The organism is Micromonospora sp. IBHARD003 (assembly GCF_056106285.1).
In genome coordinates this window covers 634849-651890 of sequence record NZ_JBWBBX010000001.1, presented here as the reverse complement: position 1 = coordinate 651890, position 17042 = coordinate 634849, and the positions used below count along the sequence as shown (strand labels likewise).

The following is a 17042-nucleotide window of genomic DNA, read 5'->3' as shown; positions in this document are numbered from 1 at the left end:
GGCGCCTCCGTCCCGCGGCCGCGGTGGCTCAGTGAGGCGGTTCCCCGTCTGCGGCCGGGAGCGCGGTGGCCAGGCCCGCGAGCAGGCCCGCCCCGGCGGTGACGGCGGTGAAACTCAAGGGGTTCCCCACACTCGCGAGCGCGGCCAGGGCCGTCAGCGCCGCACCCGCGCTCAGCACCACGGGTGTGGGCCGGGACGAACGCCACAATCCGAACAGCATCCAGCCGAACAGACAGGCCAGCAGCGCCACACCGACGAACCCCTGCTCCGCCGCCTGTTGCAGCGGTGCCGAGTGCGGTTTGCCGTCCGAGAACACCGCCTGCTGCACCGTCGGGCTCAGATCACCGAACCGGCCGGGACCCGCTCCCAGCAGGGGATGGTCCCGCGCGATGCCCGCGGCGTCGTGCCACAGCTGCATCCGGTGCTGGGTGAGCTGGCCCTGCAGCGAGGCCGTGAGCCCCTCCGGAAGCATGTCCTGCGCCACCGCCCAGGAACCCCCGGCCATCAGCGCCGTGGCCAGCGCGAGGCCGGCGAGTCCCACCAGGCGCCGGCGCATCCGGGCAGCCGCGAGCGAACACAGCAGTACGCCGAGCGCTGCACCGAACCCCGCCACCGAACCGAGCACGAGCGACACGACCACGATGGCGGACGCGAGCAGCCACAGCACCGTCCGCACCGCGACGTGCCCCGCTGCGGACGCGGCACAGCACGCCGCGCCCACCGCGATGACCAGCAACGCCGCCCCCGCTCCGGTCTGCCCGGGCGGGGTGGTCGCCACAGCCGTCAGGCCGGGCACCATCCCGCACATCGAGGCGACCGCCAGCCCTGCCCCGCCCAGTGCCGCCGCGGTGGCGGTGGTCACCGGAAGGAGCGTTCCCGCGATCCGCCCGCACACATAGCCGCCGGCGACTGCCAGCACGGCGAGCAGCACCCCTTCGGGGCGCGCGTCCCGGCCGGCCGCGCTGAGGAGGGCCCAGGCCGCACACGAACCGAGCACCACGACACCGACGGCATCGGGCGCGTGGCCCCGTTCGTGACGCTCCCGTACGACCGTCGAATGGTCTGCCGGTGCTGTCATGTAGTCCGTACCCCCGACCCCCGCATGTGCACACCCCGTCTCACCAGGTCTCCCGCCCGTCGCACCGAGCCGCCTGGAAGGGGCCGGCGGACACCGTAACCACAGGGACGGGAGTTTGTGGATGGCCTGCGCAGAAATTGTGTTCGAGTCATCACGGTGCACCCCGGGCCGGGAAGGTGCGTCCTGAGCTGGGCCGGACTGCCGTCGGGCCGCACGGCCGCCGTAGACTCCGGCACGTGAGCGCGACCATGACCCCCGCCGACACCCGGCAGCCTGCTTCCGTGCCCTCGGGCCGGGCCCGACGGCTGCTCGGGCGGTTCGCCCGGCCGGCCGCGGCCGCGCTGTCCGGCGTCCTGCTGTTCCTCAGCTTTCCGCCGCGGCCCCTGTGGTGGCTGGCCCTGCCCGGGTTCGCGCTGCTCGCGTGGTGCCTGCACGGGCGGCGCCCGCGCGCCGCGTTCGGCCTGGGATACCTCGCGGGTCTGGGCTTCCTGCTGCCCCTCCTGGTGTGGACGGGCGAGGAAGTGGGGGCGCTGCCGTGGCTGGCGCTCTCGGCCGTCGAGGCACTGTTCATCGCTGTCACCGGCCTCGGTGTCGCGGTCGTCTCCCGGCTGCCGTGGTGGCCGGTGTGGGGCGCGGCCGTCTGGGTGCTGGGAGAGGCCGCGCGGGCCCGGGTGCCCTTCGGCGGTTTCCCCTGGGGGAAGATCGCTTTCGGGCAGGCCGACGGTGTCTTCCTGCCACTGGCGGCCTTGGGCGGCACACCGGTCCTGGGCTTCGCCGTGGTGCTGTGCGGCTTCGGCCTGTACGAGTGTGCGCGCCGGGTCCGCCGCTACCGGCAGACCGGCGAGCTGGGACGCGGTCCGCTGACCGCCGCCGTTCTCTGTGTGCTCGTCCCCGTCTCCGGAGCGTTCGCCGCGCTGCCGCTGGTCGACGACTCGGCCGAGGACGGCAACGCGACCGTCGCCGCGATCCAGGGGAACGTGCCCCGCCTCGGGCTCGACTTCAACAGCCAGCGCCGTGCGGTCCTCGACAACCACGCCCGCCGCACCAAGGAGCTCGCGGCCGACGTCGCCGCCGGCAAGGTGGCCAGGCCCGACTTCGTGCTGTGGCCGGAGAACTCATCCGACCTCGACCCCTACCGCAACCCCGACGCGCGTCTTGTGATCGACAGTGCCGTGCGGAGCATCGGCGTCCCCACCGTGATCGGTGCGGTCCTCACCCCGGAGACGGGCAAGCTCCGCAACACCCTGATCGAGTGGGACCCGCAGCGCGGTCCGGTCGCCACCTACGACAAGCGGCACGTCCAGCCGTTCGGCGAGTACATCCCGCTGCGCCCCCTCGTACGGATCTTCAGCGCCGACGTCGACCGCGTCAGCCGCGACTTCGGCCCCGGCAACAAGGTGGGTGTCTTCGATCTCGCCGGTTCGAAGGTGGGCCTCGCGACCTGCTACGAAGCCGCCTTCGACTGGGCGGTGAGGGACACCGTCACCCATGGCGCCCAGCTCATCTCCGTACCGAGCAACAACGCCACCTTCGGCCGCAGCGAGATGACCTACCAGCAGCTGGCGATGTCCCGGGTACGGGCCGTCGAGCACAGCCGGGCCGTGGTCGTCCCCGTGACCAGCGGCGTCAGCGCGGTGATCCGGCCGGACGGGACGATCGTCCGGCAGAGCGGGATGTTCACCGCGGACGCCCTGGTCGCGGAGATCCCGCTGCGCTCCTCGCTCACCCCCGCCACCCGTGTCGGCACGCTGCCCGAGGGGCTCCTGGTCGCGCTCGCGGCAGGGGCGCTCGGCTGGGCCGGCCTGACCCGTCTGCGTGAGCGCCGCAGCGGACGGGCCGAGGACTGAGGCGGCGGCCCGTGCGGCATGCCGCCCTGAAGGCGGCCGCGACCCCGAGCGCATAGGGTCGAATCCATGGGCACTCCCGACTTCATCCGCCGGATCCGGGCCACCGCGGGCACTCAGTTGCTCTATCTGCCGGGGGTCAGCGCGATCGTCTTCGACGACGACGGAAGGGTACTGCTGGGACGACGGGCCGACACCGGAAGGTGGTCGATCATCGGCGGCATACCCGAGCCGGGGGAGCAGCCGGCGGCGGCCGCGGTGCGCGAGGTGTACGAGGAGACCGCGGTGCACTGTGTGGTCGAACGGGTCGTCCTCGTCCAGGCCATGCCCAGGCCGGTGACCTACCCCAACGGCGATCAGTGCCAGTTCATGGACATCTGCCTGCGCTGCCGTGCGGTGGGCGGGGTCGCGAAGGTCAACGACGAGGAGTCGCTCGAAGTGGGCTGGTTCCCCGTCGACGCGCTCCCCGAACTGGAGGACTTCGCCGTGGCCAGGATCAAGCAGGCGCTGACCGATGGCCCGACGTGGTTCGACTCCACCCTGCCCGGGTGAACCGCGGACGCGACCCTGCCGGCCGGGCCGGGGGGTGCGTCGCCTTCGGCGGCGAACTGACCGTACCGCCGGTGCGTCTCACCTGACGTGCAGAGAATTGTGGACGGAACAAGCCAGCTGATCAGGTTCGCGGTACTGCAGGCACGGTGCTGTGCGTTCGCGGTGGCGCTCGTCGGTGGGATCGCGGTCTCGCGGATGCTGCCGGAGCTGCCGGTCGCGCGGTACGACCTGGTGCTCGCATACGGCGTGCTGCTCACCCTCGCCGCCAGGCGACTGGGTTGGGAGAGCAACCGCGACACCGTGCTGATCGCCGTGTGCCATGGCATCGGGCTGCTCTTCGAGCTGGTCAAAGTCCGCATGGGATCGTGGAGTTACCCGGAGGACGCGGTGACGAAGATCGCCGGTGTGCCGCTGTACGGAGGATTCATGTACGCGGCGGTCGCGAGCTACGTCGTTCGCGCCTGGGAACTGCTCCGGCTGCGCTTCACCGGCTATCGCGCCGTCGCGACCACCGCGGTCGCCGCGGCCGTCTACGCCAACTTCTTCACTCACCACTGGCTTCCCGACCTCCGCTGGCCGCTCGCCGTGGCGATGGCGATCGTCACCGCGAGAGCGTGGGTCGGCTTCACCGTCGGCCGGCGCGACTACCGCATGCCCTTGATGCTGGCCTTCGTCCTCATCGGCTTCTTCCTGTGGGTCGCCGAGAACGCCGCGACCTATGTCGGCGCCTGGAGCTACCCCCATCAGCTCGGCGGCTGGCAGCCGGTGGCGCTCGCCAAATTCGGCGCGTGGGCCCTGCTCATCAGCGTCACCTTCGTCCTGACCGAACGTGTGAAGGCCCGTGAGCGGCGTCGGTCCCGGCAGGCGGACGCCGAGGCGGCACCGGCACCGGCACAGGCCGAGCCGGCAGGGGAGGAGTCCCTGGAGACGGACGCGGGGGAGCCCGGTACTCCGGACGCCGCACCGGTTCGAGGAGCCGTGGGAGCCGACCTGTCCGAGCTGTCCGAACCGGTCCGGCCGCGCTGACAACTTCCGCAACGCGGGCGACACCAACAACATCGGCAACATCGACAACGCCGACCACGCCGACACGTCCACCACACGCATGGTGCCCCGGTTCCGGCGCGGGACGGATCCCGTGCGCGCCCGCGTCCGGGGACAGCTTTGACCTCCGTCCGGTACGGGTATGGCCACGGGCATGAGCATGCCGGGCAGGGACGACGGAGCTTGGTTCTTCCCGTACGGGATGGACCGCGAGACGTACGAGACACTGCGCCGACTGGACAGCCGGCGGCCGTTCCGCGGCCACGAGGACTGGCAGCGCGACCGGGCAGCCCTGGACCGGGCCGGCGTCGCGAGCACATCGGGTGCCACTGCGCCTTCGACCCGGGAGCTCGCCGAAGCCGTCGTGGAGGCCGGGCGTGCGGCCCACACGGCTGCCCGGCAGCGCTGTGCCTCCCAGGAGGAGACATGGGAGGCACAGGCTCATATCGCGGGCCGGGTCTGGCTGGGCGTCCATGTGCTCGACGGCATCGGCGGGCTTCCCGACGAGGTCCGCACCGCGCGCCACGACTATGCGCGCCGTATCCGGGACGAGCTCCGTACCCTTGCGGAAGCCCCGGCGCCCTGACACCGCCCGGGCGCGGGGTCCGGACTCGCCCGGCCCGGGGCTCGTCGGAAGCGACGGCCGAGCGGGGTTCGCCGGCCCCGGTCGTCGGCGCCACCACTCCGGAACTCCCACGGCAGAGCCGGCGCCGGTGTGCCGTGGGTCCGCGCGCTCACACGCCCGGACGGAGAGGCCGGCCGGACGGGGCGGACGTCAGCCGGACTTCTCGGCCTGCGCCGCCTGCTTCGCCTTGACGCGGGAGGCTTCCTTCCGGACCTCGGACTGGGTCCCGCGCTCCTTCCGGAGCCACTCGGGCTGGTCCTGCTTCAGCGCGTCGATCTGCTCCGTGGTGAGCGCCTCCGTGATCCCGCCCCGTGCCAGCCCCGAGATGGAGATGCCCAGCTTCGCGGCCACCACCGGCCGCGGGTGCGGACCGTCGCGGCGCAGCTCGCGCAGCCACTCGGGCGGGTCGGCCTGCAGGGCGTTGAGCTCGGCGCGTGAGACGACACCTTCGCGGAAGTCCGCAGGGGTGGCCTCGAGATACACACCCAGCTTCTTCGCCGCCGTCGCGGGCTTCATCGTCTGGGCGCTCTGGTGCGATGTCATACCGTCCAGGGTATTCGAGCATGTGCACGAGATATGACCAGGCCGGTAGCCTGGCGGCGTGACTGGCTCGGAAGTTTCCCCTTCGTTCCGGCTCGCCTACGTCCCAGGAGTGACGCCCGCGAAGTGGGTGCGCATCTGGAACGAGCGGTTGCCCGACATCCCCCTGCACCTCGTCCCGACTCCTGCCGCCGAGGCGGACGGGACGCTGCGCGCACGCCGCGCCGACGCGGGGCTCGTACGGCTGCCGGTCGACCGCACGGAGCTCAGCGCGATCCCCCTGTACACCGAGACGACCGTGGTGGTGGTCCCCAAGGACCATGTCGTGGCCGCGGTCGACGAGGTGTCGGCCGAGGAGATCGCCGACGACATCGTGCTGCATCCGCTCGACGACGTCCTCGGCTGGGAGCGGCCGCCGGGACGGCCCGCCATCGAGCGTCCCGCGACGACCGCCGATGCCATCGAGCTGGTCGCGGCGGGAGTGGGCCTGCTCGTCGTGCCCCTGTCGCTCGCCCGGCTGTACCACCGCAAGGACCTGACCTACCGGACCGTCACCGACGTCCCCGAGTCCAGTGTCGTGCTGTCGTGGCCCCAGGACGAAACCACCGATCTGGTCGAGCAGTTCATCGGCATCGTCCGCGGCCGGACCGTCAACAGCACCCGGGGGCGCCCTGCGGCCACGCCGCCGACCAAGACCAAGGCCAAGGCGCAGGCCAGTAGGGCGGACAGGGCCAAGGGAGCCGCGCAGCGCGGGCCGGCCGCCGCCAAGTCGGGCAGCGGATCGAGTGGTACATCGGGCGGCAAGCCCACCGGCAGGGGCTCGCGTGGCAGCGGGAGCGGCGGCGGCTCCAAGGGCGGCAAGCGCGGCAAGCCACGCCGCAGGTCGTAGTCCTGAGTAGGCCTGAACGGGTGTTGACCCCTGCGCGGTGACCAGCCTGGTCACCGTCGGTTTCCCGGCCGCCCCTCCTTCGGGCAACAGGAAACCCATCGACCCCGGGTGAGCAGCGGAGACAGGCTGGATCCGTCAGCACACAGCAAGACCCGCAAGGGGGACATCATGCGCAAGACGTTCCATGGCTTCGCCGCGCTCGCGACCGCAGCCGTCGCCGTGATGGCGTTCACCAGCCCGGCCGACGCCAAGCCCGCCGACTGGGCGGGATGCCCGGACGGGGCGGTCTGCATCTACCCGCAGAACCAGAACCCCGCCGTCAAGCCGACCCATATCTTCTGGAGCTACGGAGCCCACAACCTGAGCAACCAGTTCGGAAACCACTGGGTCCTCAACAACCAGACCGGCGGAGCGACCGCTGCCCTGTGCACCGGATACAACGGTGCGGGCTGCGGCGGGCGGATCGCCCAGGACCACGGCGTCTACGCCGACCTCACACCGATCAACTCCATCACCCTGTACCGGCCGTAGGTCCTGTCCCTGCCGATACCCGTGTGATCGCCGTGTGAGCGCCGCCGGGGCCGTCCATCCGCGGCCCCGGCGGTTTCCTGATTTCGTCACACCAATCGAAAGGTTTGCCAGACCCTGTATCTCCCGCACTAACCTGGGCATTTGCCGCCCCTTGACCAGGGCGCAGATCGCCATGGGGGACCCATTGGGGGAGCAGGAGTACGGACATGACGCGGATGACCGGACCGAGCCGTCGCAAGGGCCGAGGCCCGTCTTCCCCGCGCAGCTGAGACGGCTGCGTCAGCAACGCGGTCTGTCGCTGGCCGACCTTTCGCGTCTGACGCACTACAGCAAGGGTTATCTCAGCAAGATCGAGACCGGGTCGAAGCGCCCGACGGTCGACGTGGCCCGCCGCTGCGACGAGATCCTGCGAGCGGAGGGGGAGTTGCTGCGGCTGTTGCCCGAGCCCCCTCGGCAGGGCGGTGGCGCCACCGGCCCGCAGGCAGACGGCTCCGCACCCGGGCCGCAGTCCCCCGGCGCATGCCCGTACCGGGGACTGCCCGCGTTCACCCCGCGCGAGGCGGAGTGGTACTTCGGGCGGGAACGCGCCACGGCCGCACTGGTCGAGCGGGTCTTCGAACGGATCGGTAGCGGGCCGCTGATGCTGGTCGCCCCCTCGGGCGCCGGCAAGTCGTCCCTGCTCAACGCCGGTCTCGTACCGGCTCTCCGGCGCGAGGGCGGATTTCCGATGCCCGGCGCGGAAACCTGGCCCGTGGTCAGATTCACACCGACGGCGCACCCCCTGGACGAGCTGCTGGCCCGCACCGCGAAGGTGCTGGGCAGCGATACCGGCCTCGGCGCACGGGAGCTGACGGAGCGTCCGGAACGGCTGCTGGAAGCCGTGAAGGTCCTGTCGGACGACACCGGGGCGTGCTCCGGCGACCGGCCGTACCCGCCGGTCCGTCCGGTGCTGCTCGTCGACCAGTTCGAGGAGTTGTTCACGCTCTGCGCCGACGAGGAGGAGCGGCGCGCCTTCGTCCGTGTGCTGTGCGCCGTTTCCACGTCCGGACCTGGCGTGACGGGGCACGACCCGGCCGTCGTGGTGCTCGGGGTGCGGGCCGACTTCTCCGGGAACTGCCTGGACCTTCCCGAACTCGCCTCGGTCTTCACCGGCGGACTGTTCGTGCTGCCCCCGATGTCCGTGGCGGAACTCCGGGAGTCGATCACCCGCCCCGCGGAGCTCGCGGGTGTCACCCTCGAACCGGGACTGGTGCAACTGCTGCTGAGGGACGCCGGATTGCGTGACGATCCCAGGACGTCCGCTGCGGGAGGGGCGTCGCAGACCACGCCCTCCGGGGCGCTGCCCCTGGTGTCCCACGCGCTGATGGCCACCTGGCAGCAGCGCGAGGGAGCCATGCTCACCGTCGCCGGCTACGAACGCACCGGCGGGATCCAGGGGGCGATCGCCCGTACGGCCGAGAACGCGTTCGCGGGCCTGTTCCCCGCCGAGCAGAGGACGATCCGGCGTCTCCTGGTGCGACTGGTCCACATTGCCGACGGCACCGGGGCGACGCGCCGCCGGATGAGCAGAACCGCCCTGATGGAACAGGTCGCCGACGCGGACGGTGCCGCCGCGGCGCTCGACACCTTCGTACGGGCCCGGCTGATCACCATGGGCAGCGACACCGTGGAGATCACCCATGACGCCCTGCTCCACGCCTGGCCCCGGCTGCACGGCTGGATCCACGCGGACCGGGCAGGACTGCTGATCCACCAGCAACTCGCCCATGCCGCCGACGAATGGGAGCGCGCCGACCGCGAGCCGTCCCTCCTCTACCGCGGGACCCGTCTGGACACCGTGCGGTCCTGGGCCGACGAAGCCGACGGCAGAAGCCGGCTCAGCCCCCGGGAGGAGGCGTTCCTTCGGGCCGGCCAGGCCGAGGAGGACGCCGGACAGGAGCAGTCCCGGCGCCAGCTCCGGCGGCGGCAGCGGATGCTGGCCACCCTCGTCGTCCTGCTGGTGCTGGCCGTGACCGCCGGGGCTCTCGCCTACCAGCAGCGCGAGGGCGCGCTCGACCAGGAACGCGTCGCCCGCTCACGGGCCCTCGCCGTCCAGTCCACGTTCCTCGCCACCGGCCAGCCGGAGGCGTCGATGTTACTGGCCGAGGAGGCCTATCGCGCCGAGGCGACGACCGAGGCCAGGGGAGCCTTGCTGAGCACCCAGTCCCAGCCCTTCTCCGCGAGGCTCGTCGGTCACGGCGGACCGGTCAACGCCGTGGCCTTCGGTCCGGGAGGCGAGACGCTCGCCACGGCCAGTTCCGACGGCACGGTGATCCTCCGGAGGCCTTCCGATCACCGGACGATCGCGACCTTCACCGTCCCGGGCCGGGTGCGTTCGGTCGCGTTCAGCCACGACGGCCGGATGCTCGCGGCGACCTCGACGGACGCCCCCGTCCATATCCGGGACCTCGCCCACGGCCGTGCGGACGCGGTTCTCGACCCACGTACCGAGGGTGCCCGTGCGGTGTCGTTCGACCCGAAGGGCCGGACGATCGCCACCGCGGACGCCGACGGCACGATCCGCCTGTGGGACACCGCACCGGGCCACCGGGCCGTCGCCGCGCTGACCGGTCACTCCGGGACCGTCAACGCGCTGGCGTACGCCCCCGACGGCAGGACGCTGGTCTCGGCGGGCTCCGACCGGAGCGTACGGCTGTGGGACGTGGCGGGGGCCCGCTCCCTCGCCGTGCTGGAGGGTCACACGGACGAGGTGCTGGGTGCCGCGTTCGCCCCGGACGGGCAGACGGTGGCCACCGGCGGCGTCGACCGGACCGTGCGGCTGTGGGACGTGGCTCGCCGCCGCCCGGTCGCGGCGCTGACCGGGCACAGCGACGACGTCAACGCAGTCGCCTACACGCCCGACGGCATGACGGTCGTCAGCGCCGGAGGCGACGGGACCACTCGGCTGTGGGACGTGCGCAGCGGCCGGCCGACCGTGACGCTCGCCGGACACACCGACTACGTGATGGGCGTGGCCGTTGACCCCCGGGGCACGACCCTCGCCACCGCGGGGTTCGACCAGTCGGTGGTGCTCTGGGACCTCAGGGGTTCGGTGCTGACGTCGCATCCGTTCACCGAGATCTGGCAGGCCGCGTACAGCCCTGACGGAAAGCTGCTCGCCACCGCCGACGCCGACCACACGGTGCGGCTGTGGGACGTGGCGCAGAGCCGGGTGGTGGCGACGCTCACCGGGCACCGCGAGACCGTGTTCTCGGTGGCGTTCTCTCCTGACGGTCGTACGCTCGCCTCCGCGGGTTCCGACGGCACGGTGCGGCTGTGGGATGTGGCGGGGCGCCGGCTGCTCGCCACCCTCGACGGCCGCGCGGGCGATGTGTTCTCGGTGGCGTTCTCTCCCGACGGCCGTACGCTCGCCTCCGCGGGCTCCGACCGCACGGTGCGGCTGTGGGACGTGGCGGGGCGCCGTCTCCTCGCCGGCCTCACCGGTCACACCGACTTCGCCAACGACGTCGTGTTCAGCCCCGACGGCCGCACCCTGGCGAGCGCCGGAGACGATCTGACGGTGCGTCTGTGGGACGTTCCGGCGCGCCGCGCCCTCGCCACGCTCACGGGGCACACGGGCGCGGTGCGTGGTGTGGCCTTCAGCCCCGACGGGCGGACCGTGGCGAGCAGCGGCAACGACGGGACCGTACGCCTGTGGGACGCGCGGCGGCACCAGTTCCTCACGGCGCTCACCGGGCACACGGGCTCCGTGCGGGGTATCGCCTTCTCCCCGGACGGCCGCACCCTGGCCAGCAGCGGCAACGACCGTACGGTCCGGCTGTGGGACGTGCCGGGGCGCCGGCTGTGGGCCGCCCTGACGGGGCATACGAACGCGGTGTGGGGCATCGACTTCGCGCCCGACGGGCGAACGGTGGCCAGCAGCAGCAACGACGGCACCGTACGGCTGTGGAACCTCGACGTGCGGGCGCGGCTGGACGAGATCTGCCGGCTGCGCCAGAACATCGGCCCCGAGCAGCGCGAGGCGCTCATGCGCAGCAGTCCCGTGTCCGTGTCCCTCGACTCCCGCTGCGATCGTCGCTGAGACGAAGCACCGTGCTCGGTCGGGGTTTCCCGGGAGGTTGCCCGTTGCCCATTCCCAGGGGGCCGCGCGGAAGCCTCGACGAGCCGGGTCACGGCCCGCAGGCTGTTCCCTGCACGGAACGCTCCGGGCGGCCGGCGTATCGGCGTGACGTTCTCTGCCGAACCGTCAGGCCGAGCCACCCGCAAGGGGGCGGCAGCCAGCCGGCCTTCACCCACCGCACATCGAAACGGGGGATACACCCATGCATCGCCGCACCGGTCTCATCGCCGTACTCGTCGGTTTACTGTCCTTCCTCTCCTGGGCCTCGCCGCCCGCCGGCGCCTGGGCGGCGCAGCAGCAGACAGCGGTTGGGACTTCCGCCGCGGACGCCGCCTCCGCCGCGGACGCTTCATGCGGCGTACTGGCGCCGGGCGGCTCCGCCGCCGCCGAGCGGGCGATCGCCGCCGCGTGCCGGCAGGTCGCCGCGGGCGTCTGGTACACGTGGGGCGGCGGTCACGGTCCGCGTCCCGGTCCCACGTACGGCCAGGTGGACCCCACCGACCCGGCCAGCGAGCACGACCCCGAGCGGCTCGGCTTCGACTGCTCGGGCCTGGTGCGGTACGCCTACGCCGAGGCCACCGGCGAGGACATCCTCGGCGGGGTCGCCAGCGCTCAGTACTACACACATCGCGCCGCCGGCCGCTTCACCGCCGCAGAGGGTCTCGCTCCGCTGCTCCCGGGCGATCTGCTGGTCTGGGGTACGTCCCGGGACCTACATCACATCGCCATCTACCTCGGGGCGGGAAAGATGGTGGAGGCCCGTCAGTCCGGCACCAAACTCATGGTCAGCGACGTCCGGCTCACCGGTGGCTACTACGGTGCGGTCCGTATCGATCCGGGGCCGGTGACCGGTCATGTGTTCCAGACATGGGGCACCGGCGTATGGACCAAGGCCGAGCCGTCCGTCAAGGCAGCGCGTGTCTATGCCTTCCCGCACTCGACCACCGTCCGCGTGGAGTGCCAGAAGCACGCCGAGCCCGTCACCGCCGAGGGCTACACCAACGACGCCTGGTCCTATCTGCCCGACTACAAGGCCTGGGTCACCAATATCTACATCAAGGGCCCCGCGTGGCTGGAGGGGGTGCCCACCTGCACCTTCTGAGGCCGTGTGCCCGTTGCGGGTACCGGCGCCGGGAAACGCGCCCGCCTGGTCCGATGCGGGCGCGTTTCCCGTGCCGGCGCGCGCCGTCAGGCCCTGCCGTGCGCCTTCTGGGAGTGGCGCGTCAGCGAGTCGAGGGTCACGGCGGCCAGCAGCACACCGCCGGTGATCACGTACTGCATCGGGGTCGGGATGCCGAGGAGCACCATGCCCGACGCGATCGACTGGATGACGAGCATGCCGAGCAGCACCGCCCAGGTGGTCCCACGGCCGCCGAACAGACTGACGCCGCCGATGACCGCCGCGGCGATGGCGTTGATCAGCAGGATGCTCGAGCCCGAGGTCTGGCCCACCGCGGCGACGCGTGAGGCCAGGAAGAGGCCACCCACCGCGGCCAGGGTCCCGGACACCATGAAGGCCGAGATCCGCACCCACACCACGTTGAGGCCCGCCCGGCGCGCCGCCTCGGCACCGCCGCCGATGGAGACGATCCGCCGTCCGTAGAACGTGCGGCGGAGCACGAAGTCGAGGCTGACGACGAAGGCGAGGAAGATCAGCAGGGCCAGCGGCAGACCCTCGAACCGGTTGAGCACATAGGCGGCGCCGAACGCGACCAGGGCCACCGCACCCGTGCGTACCGCGATCACGACGACGGGCCGGGACCGCACATCGACGGCCCTGCGACGGCGCGCGTCCCGGTACGACGCGAACAGGAAGGCCGCCACGGCGAGCGCCGCCAGCCCGTACGCGACGGCCGCGTCGTGGAAGTAGTAGCTGGTCAGCGCGTGGACCACGCCTTGCTCAGGCAGATTGATGGTGCCGCTCGCGCCGAGGATGTAGAGCATCAGGCCGTTCCACGCCAGCAGCCCGGCCAGGGTGACGACGAACGCGGGCACACCGATCCTGGCCGAGAAGAAGCCCTGAAAGGCCCCGATCGCCGCCCCGACGGCCAGGGCCGCGACGATCGCCAGCCACTCCGGCACACCGTGGCTCACGTTCAGCACGGCGAACACGGCCGCGGTGAGCCCGCTGACCGAGCCGACCGACAGATCCACCTCGCCGAGCAGCAGTACGAAGACGATACCGAGGGCGATCATGCCGGTGCCGACGATGTCCACGCTGAGGTTGGACAGATTGCGCGGGGAGAGGAACTGCGGCTGGAGACTCTGGAAGATGATCCAGAGCACCACGACGCCGACGACACCGGGAAGCGCTCCGAGTTCCCCGCTGCGCAGTCTGCGGGTGAAGCCGTCGACATAGCTCCTGAAGCCCCCCTCGCCCACCGTGCGGCGTGCGTCGGGTCTGCGCGTGTCGGGGACACCGAGGTTCTCGGAAGGTCGTGTCCTCTTCACATGCCTCCTTCCCACGCCCGGGCGTCGCGGTGGCTCACGGCGTTGTTGGTGGCGCCGGTGATACAGGAGACGATCTGCTCCTGGGACGTGGTCGGCACGCTCAGGAATCCATTGTTGCGACCGAGATGCAGCACCGCGACCTGGTCGGCGACGGCTTTGACGTCGCCGAGGTTGTGGCTCACGAGGAGCACACCGACGCCGCGTTCCCGCAGCCGGTCGATCAGATCGAGGAAGTGGGCGCTCTGCTGGATGCCGAGCGAGGCGGTGGGTTCGTCGAGGATGAGCATCCTCGGTTCGGTGAGCAGTGCACGCGCGATGGCGACGGTTTTGCGCTGACCGGCGGAGAGGGAGGCGACGGGCACCCGCACGCTGGGGATCCCCCGGGAGAGGGTGTCCAGCAGGTCCAGCTCCCGGGCACGGCGCTCCATGGACACCTCGTCGAGGATCCCGGTGCTGCCGATCTCATGGCCGAGGAAGAGATTGCCGACGACGTCGAGCGTCTCGCACAGCGCGAGGTCCTGGTAGACGCTGGCGATGCCCAGGGCCTGGGCGTCGCGTGGCCGGGCGATCCGGACGGGGCGCCCGTCCCACTCGATGACGCCCTCGTCGGCGGGTCCCGCGCCGGTGATCACCTTGACGAGCGTGGACTTGCCCGCCCCGTTGTCGCCCACCAGGGCGACGACCTCACCCGCGTGGATCTCCAGCTCGACGTCCGTCAGTGCCCAGACGGCGCCGAAGCGCTTGCAGATTCCGCGCAGCGCCAGCAGGGGTGTGCTCGCCATGCCGGACACCTCCCTTCACCCGCCCCTCCTCCTAGCCGGTGAGGCCGGCCTTCCGGCAGGCGGCTTGCATCGCCGGGGTGCAGATCTGATCGACCGTGTACAGACCGCTCTTGACAACCGTGTCCTTGACGTTGCCGACGGTCACGGGGACGAGCGGGCCGAGGACGGCGGGGATGTCCTTGGCGGTGTCGTTACGGATGCGGTCCGTGGCGATGTCGTCGAGCTTCTCTCCGCGGCCCAGGGCGACGGCCATCCTGGCGGCGCCGTCGGCCTCCGCCGCGAAGGACTTGTAGACGGTGACGTACTGCTCGCCCTTGACGATCCGCCGTACGGCCGACAGATCGGCGTCCTGACCGGTGACAGGCGGCAGCGGACGGATGTCGGCCGCCTTGAGTGCGGTGACGACGCCCCCGGCGAGCCCGTCATTGGCCGACAGCACGCCGTCGATCTCGCCCGGGCCGAGCTCGGCGATGGCTGCCGACATGTTCTTGAACGCGTTCTCCGGGATCCACCCGGCGGTGTAGTACGACCTGGCGATCTTGACCTTGCCCTTGAGTACGGACAGTGCGCCGTTCTGCAGGTCCCTGGTGTTCGGATCGGTGGGGTCGCCGTTCATCATCACGATCCGGCCGCCGTCCGCCTTCGGGCCCATGCCCTTCAGCAGCTCCTGGGCCTGGATCCTGCCGATCTCCTTTGAGTCATAGCTGGAGTAGGCCGAGATGGGACCTTCGGCGAGGCGGTCGTAGGAGACCACGGGTACGTCCGCGGCACGGGCGCGGGCGATCGAGGAGCGCAGGGCCTTGTCGTCCACGGGGTCCAGGATCAGCACCCTGGCCCCGTTGGCGATCATGGATTCGATCTGCTGCTGCTGCGTGGCGACATCGGCGGAGGCGTAGGCGTGGGTCACCCGGCAGTCGGGGCAGAGCTCCTTGATCCTCTTCTCGATCAGAGGCTTGTCCTCGGTCGCCCAGCGGGCGGTGTGGGTGTCCGGGAGCAGCAGCCCGACGGTGAAGCCGTCCTTGCCCGCGGCCCCACTGTCGTCGCCCGCTTCACCGAGCCCCCCACAGGCGGCGAGCGCGGGGAGCAGTGACAATGCCGCCGCTGTGAGGGCGGCACGGCCCGGATGGATCTTCATCCGAGGGACCCTCCTGCTGCGTTCGGGATGGCTGTGCACCGTGTGGAGTGTATCCGGCATTAACCCCAATGTAGGAGAAAACGTACATGGGTGACGGTCGCCCGCGGCTCGCGGAAAATCTCCCGACCGGTGTGCGCCGTCACCGAGCGGCCGGGTGCCGGGGGGCGTGCGACGGCCGAGGGCCCCCGCCGCAGCCCTGGCCCGTCGCTGCTCGCCGGGATCGCCGGGCCTCCCGGAAGTGCTCTGCGGTCCCCGGGGTACGCTCGGTCGATTCCCGCGCCCGGATGCCGGCGCGAGCTTGCCGCGTTCCACGCCGAACGAGGGCCACGCGGCCCGACGAGGAGGAGGCCGACGGCGTGCCGGACCTGGAAGTGACGTACCGGGGCACCGTGTACCCGTGGCACTGCGACCACATGGGTCACATGAACGTCATGTGGTACGTCGGCAAGTTCGACGAGGCCACCTGGCACCTGTTCGCCCTCCTCGGTGTCACCCCCGACTACCTGCGGACTCAGGGGCGCGGCATGGTGGCGGTGGACCAGAGGATCTCGTACCAGCGGGAGGTGCACGCCGGCGACGTCGTGCTGGTCCGTTCCGCGGTCCTGGAGGTGCGGGAGAAGGTCATCCGCTTCTGTCACCGCATGGAGAACGCGGTGACAGGTGATGCGGTTGCCGTGACGGTGCTGACCGGCGTCCATATCGACACCACCGAGCGCCGCTCGCGTCCGATGCCGCCCGAACTCGTCTCGGCGGCGCAGAAGATGGTGGTCACCGGCTTCGACCCGGGAATCTGACGGGCTTCTCCCCGCCGTATGCCCGCTCCGGGTTGCGTGTTCAGCTCCAGAGTGCGTACGTGACCTCGGGCTGCGCGTGCGCCGGCCGGGCGTCGGTGTAGATGAGGTGCATCCGGGTGAAGTGCCTGAGCTCGGGGTGCTTCTGCCAGGCCTCCGGACGGTCGAGCTTCACGGTGACGGGATAGGAGTGGAACTTTCCTGCGGCGCAGTAGGGCTGACAGTCGTTCACCATGTCGATCCCGCTGCCGACGGCGGAGTCCGGACCCCAGGAGGCCCATTTCAGATCGGTGAGCCGGTTGTTGCCGTCTCCGCAGGCGAGCAGGAACTCACCGGGACGGGTCTGCGGATTGGAGAAACAGTCGACGGCCACTACGCGAGCGGCCGTGGGCGCAACTGCGGAAGCCGATGCCGGCACTACTGCCGTGAGTACCGCCGCGGCGCACAGCATGAACGAGGTCGTGAGCTTGTGTTTCACCATTGCGGCTCCCCAGATGCCTCTCTATCGAGGGCACGGCGGCCCTCCCTGTACACCTGACTCTCCCCGCGCGCCGATGTCTGTGTCTCAACGGTTGCCCCTGAATCGACGGTACGACCGCCTTCAGGGAAGCACCACCCAAACAGGTGAAAGCCGCAGGAAACGTACACCGTGCTCGTGCG

At 71.2% G+C, this 17042-nt stretch carries 15 protein-coding genes; 9 read left to right on the top strand and 6 right to left on the bottom strand.

Annotation, left to right across the window (positions count from 1 at the left end; all coding sequences use genetic code 11):
- Nucleotides 1-28: 28 nt before the first annotated feature.
- The gene (locus ACTWOL_RS02665) at nt 29-1078 is read right to left on the bottom strand and encodes an O-antigen ligase family protein (protein WP_474293885.1); all 1050 of its coding nucleotides are present in this window, start codon (nt 1076-1078) and stop codon (nt 29-31) included.
- Between the two features lie 236 nt (nt 1079-1314).
- Between ACTWOL_RS02665 and lnt the strand changes: the two genes are divergently transcribed.
- From lnt to ACTWOL_RS02645, 4 genes are all read left to right on the top strand, one after another.
- Nucleotides 1315-2925, top strand: a complete 1611-nt coding sequence (gene lnt, locus ACTWOL_RS02660) for an apolipoprotein N-acyltransferase (RefSeq protein WP_474293883.1) — start codon at nt 1315-1317, stop codon at nt 2923-2925.
- Nucleotides 2926-2991: 66 nt separating this feature from the next.
- Nucleotides 2992-3474 carry an NUDIX hydrolase gene (locus ACTWOL_RS02655; protein ID WP_474293881.1) on the top strand — a complete coding sequence of 161 codons (483 nt, stop codon included), beginning with the start codon at nt 2992-2994 and terminating at the stop codon, nt 3472-3474.
- Nucleotides 3475-3573: 99 nt separating this feature from the next.
- Entirely contained in the window at nt 3574-4500 is a 927-nt protein-coding gene (locus tag ACTWOL_RS02650; protein WP_474293879.1) for a DUF817 domain-containing protein, read from the top strand.
- Between the two features lie 160 nt (nt 4501-4660).
- Nucleotides 4661-5104: a hypothetical protein gene (locus ACTWOL_RS02645; protein ID WP_474293877.1), complete on the top strand. Its 444-nt coding sequence runs from the start codon at nt 4661-4663 to the stop codon at nt 5102-5104.
- A 189-nt stretch (nt 5105-5293) separates the two neighbouring features.
- On the opposite strand, the gene ACTWOL_RS02640 is transcribed toward ACTWOL_RS02645, so the two are convergent.
- Nucleotides 5294-5686 carry a DUF5997 family protein gene (locus tag ACTWOL_RS02640; protein ID WP_474293875.1) on the bottom strand — a complete coding sequence of 131 codons (393 nt, stop codon included), beginning with the start codon at nt 5684-5686 and terminating at the stop codon, nt 5294-5296.
- 58 nt (nt 5687-5744) lie between these two features.
- Between ACTWOL_RS02640 and ACTWOL_RS02635 the strand changes: the two genes are divergently transcribed.
- The 4 genes from ACTWOL_RS02635 (at nt 5745) to ACTWOL_RS02620 (ending at nt 12325) form a co-directional block, all read left to right on the top strand.
- A complete protein-coding gene (locus tag ACTWOL_RS02635) occupies nt 5745-6572 on the top strand; it encodes a LysR substrate-binding domain-containing protein (protein ID WP_474293873.1) in 828 nt (275 codons plus the stop codon).
- Between the two features lie 168 nt (nt 6573-6740).
- On the top strand, nt 6741-7103 hold the full coding sequence (locus tag ACTWOL_RS02630) for a hypothetical protein (RefSeq protein WP_474293871.1): 363 nt from the start codon (nt 6741-6743) through the stop codon (nt 7101-7103).
- A gap of 172 nt (nt 7104-7275) precedes the next feature.
- Nucleotides 7276-11184 (top strand): nSTAND1 domain-containing NTPase, encoded by a 3909-nt coding sequence (locus tag ACTWOL_RS02625; protein WP_474293869.1) that lies wholly within the window; start codon nt 7276-7278, stop codon nt 11182-11184.
- Between the two features lie 241 nt (nt 11185-11425).
- Nucleotides 11426-12325 (top strand): NlpC/P60 family protein, encoded by a 900-nt coding sequence (locus tag ACTWOL_RS02620; protein ID WP_474293867.1) that lies wholly within the window; start codon nt 11426-11428, stop codon nt 12323-12325.
- 86 nt (nt 12326-12411) lie between these two features.
- Here ACTWOL_RS02620 and ACTWOL_RS02615 read toward each other — a convergent pair whose 3' ends face one another.
- From ACTWOL_RS02615 to ACTWOL_RS02605, 3 genes are read right to left on the bottom strand one after another with little or no spacing between them, the layout of a single operon-like run.
- Complete coding sequence (locus ACTWOL_RS02615) at nt 12412-13674, bottom strand: sugar ABC transporter permease (protein WP_474293865.1); 1263 nt, start codon at nt 13672-13674, stop codon at nt 12412-12414.
- Complete coding sequence (locus tag ACTWOL_RS02610; protein ID WP_474293863.1) at nt 13671-14456, bottom strand: ATP-binding cassette domain-containing protein; 786 nt, start codon at nt 14454-14456, stop codon at nt 13671-13673. Before ACTWOL_RS02610 ends, ACTWOL_RS02615 begins: the two co-directional genes overlap by 4 nt.
- Nucleotides 14457-14487: 31 nt before the next feature.
- Nucleotides 14488-15591 (bottom strand): sugar ABC transporter substrate-binding protein, encoded by a 1104-nt coding sequence (locus ACTWOL_RS02605; RefSeq protein ID WP_474293861.1) that lies wholly within the window; start codon nt 15589-15591, stop codon nt 14488-14490.
- A 356-nt stretch (nt 15592-15947) separates the two neighbouring features.
- Here ACTWOL_RS02605 and ACTWOL_RS02600 point away from each other — a divergent pair, with 356 nt between their 5' ends.
- The gene (locus tag ACTWOL_RS02600) at nt 15948-16385 is read left to right on the top strand and encodes an acyl-CoA thioesterase (RefSeq protein ID WP_474293859.1); all 438 of its coding nucleotides are present in this window, start codon (nt 15948-15950) and stop codon (nt 16383-16385) included.
- A gap of 40 nt (nt 16386-16425) precedes the next feature.
- Here ACTWOL_RS02600 and ACTWOL_RS02595 read toward each other — a convergent pair whose 3' ends face one another.
- Nucleotides 16426-16863: a hypothetical protein gene (locus tag ACTWOL_RS02595; RefSeq protein WP_474293857.1), complete on the bottom strand. Its 438-nt coding sequence runs from the start codon at nt 16861-16863 to the stop codon at nt 16426-16428.
- Nucleotides 16864-17042 lie beyond the last annotated feature (179 nt).

Bases quoted from the DNA above. Each gene is read 5' to 3' on its own strand.
- ACTWOL_RS02655 (WP_474293881.1), top strand. From the start codon at position 2,992: ATGGGCACTCCCGACTTCATCCGCCGGATCCGGGCCACCGCGGGCACT.
- ACTWOL_RS02620 (WP_474293867.1), top strand. From the start codon at position 11,426: ATGCATCGCCGCACCGGTCTCATCGCCGTACTCGTCGGTTTACTGTCC.
- ACTWOL_RS02625 (WP_474293869.1), top strand. From the start codon at position 7,276: ATGGGGGACCCATTGGGGGAGCAGGAGTACGGACATGACGCGGATGAC.
- ACTWOL_RS02595 (WP_474293857.1), bottom strand. From the start codon at position 16,863: ATGGTGAAACACAAGCTCACGACCTCGTTCATGCTGTGCGCCGCGGCG.
- ACTWOL_RS02630 (WP_474293871.1), top strand. From the start codon at position 6,741: ATGCGCAAGACGTTCCATGGCTTCGCCGCGCTCGCGACCGCAGCCGTC.
- ACTWOL_RS02645 (WP_474293877.1), top strand. From the start codon at position 4,661: ATGGCCACGGGCATGAGCATGCCGGGCAGGGACGACGGAGCTTGGTTC.
- ACTWOL_RS02610 (WP_474293863.1), bottom strand. From the start codon at position 14,456: ATGGCGAGCACACCCCTGCTGGCGCTGCGCGGAATCTGCAAGCGCTTC.
- ACTWOL_RS02665 (WP_474293885.1), bottom strand. From the start codon at position 1,078: ATGACAGCACCGGCAGACCATTCGACGGTCGTACGGGAGCGTCACGAA.
- ACTWOL_RS02640 (WP_474293875.1), bottom strand. From the start codon at position 5,686: ATGACATCGCACCAGAGCGCCCAGACGATGAAGCCCGCGACGGCGGCG.
- ACTWOL_RS02605 (WP_474293861.1), bottom strand. From the start codon at position 15,591: ATGAAGATCCATCCGGGCCGTGCCGCCCTCACAGCGGCGGCATTGTCA.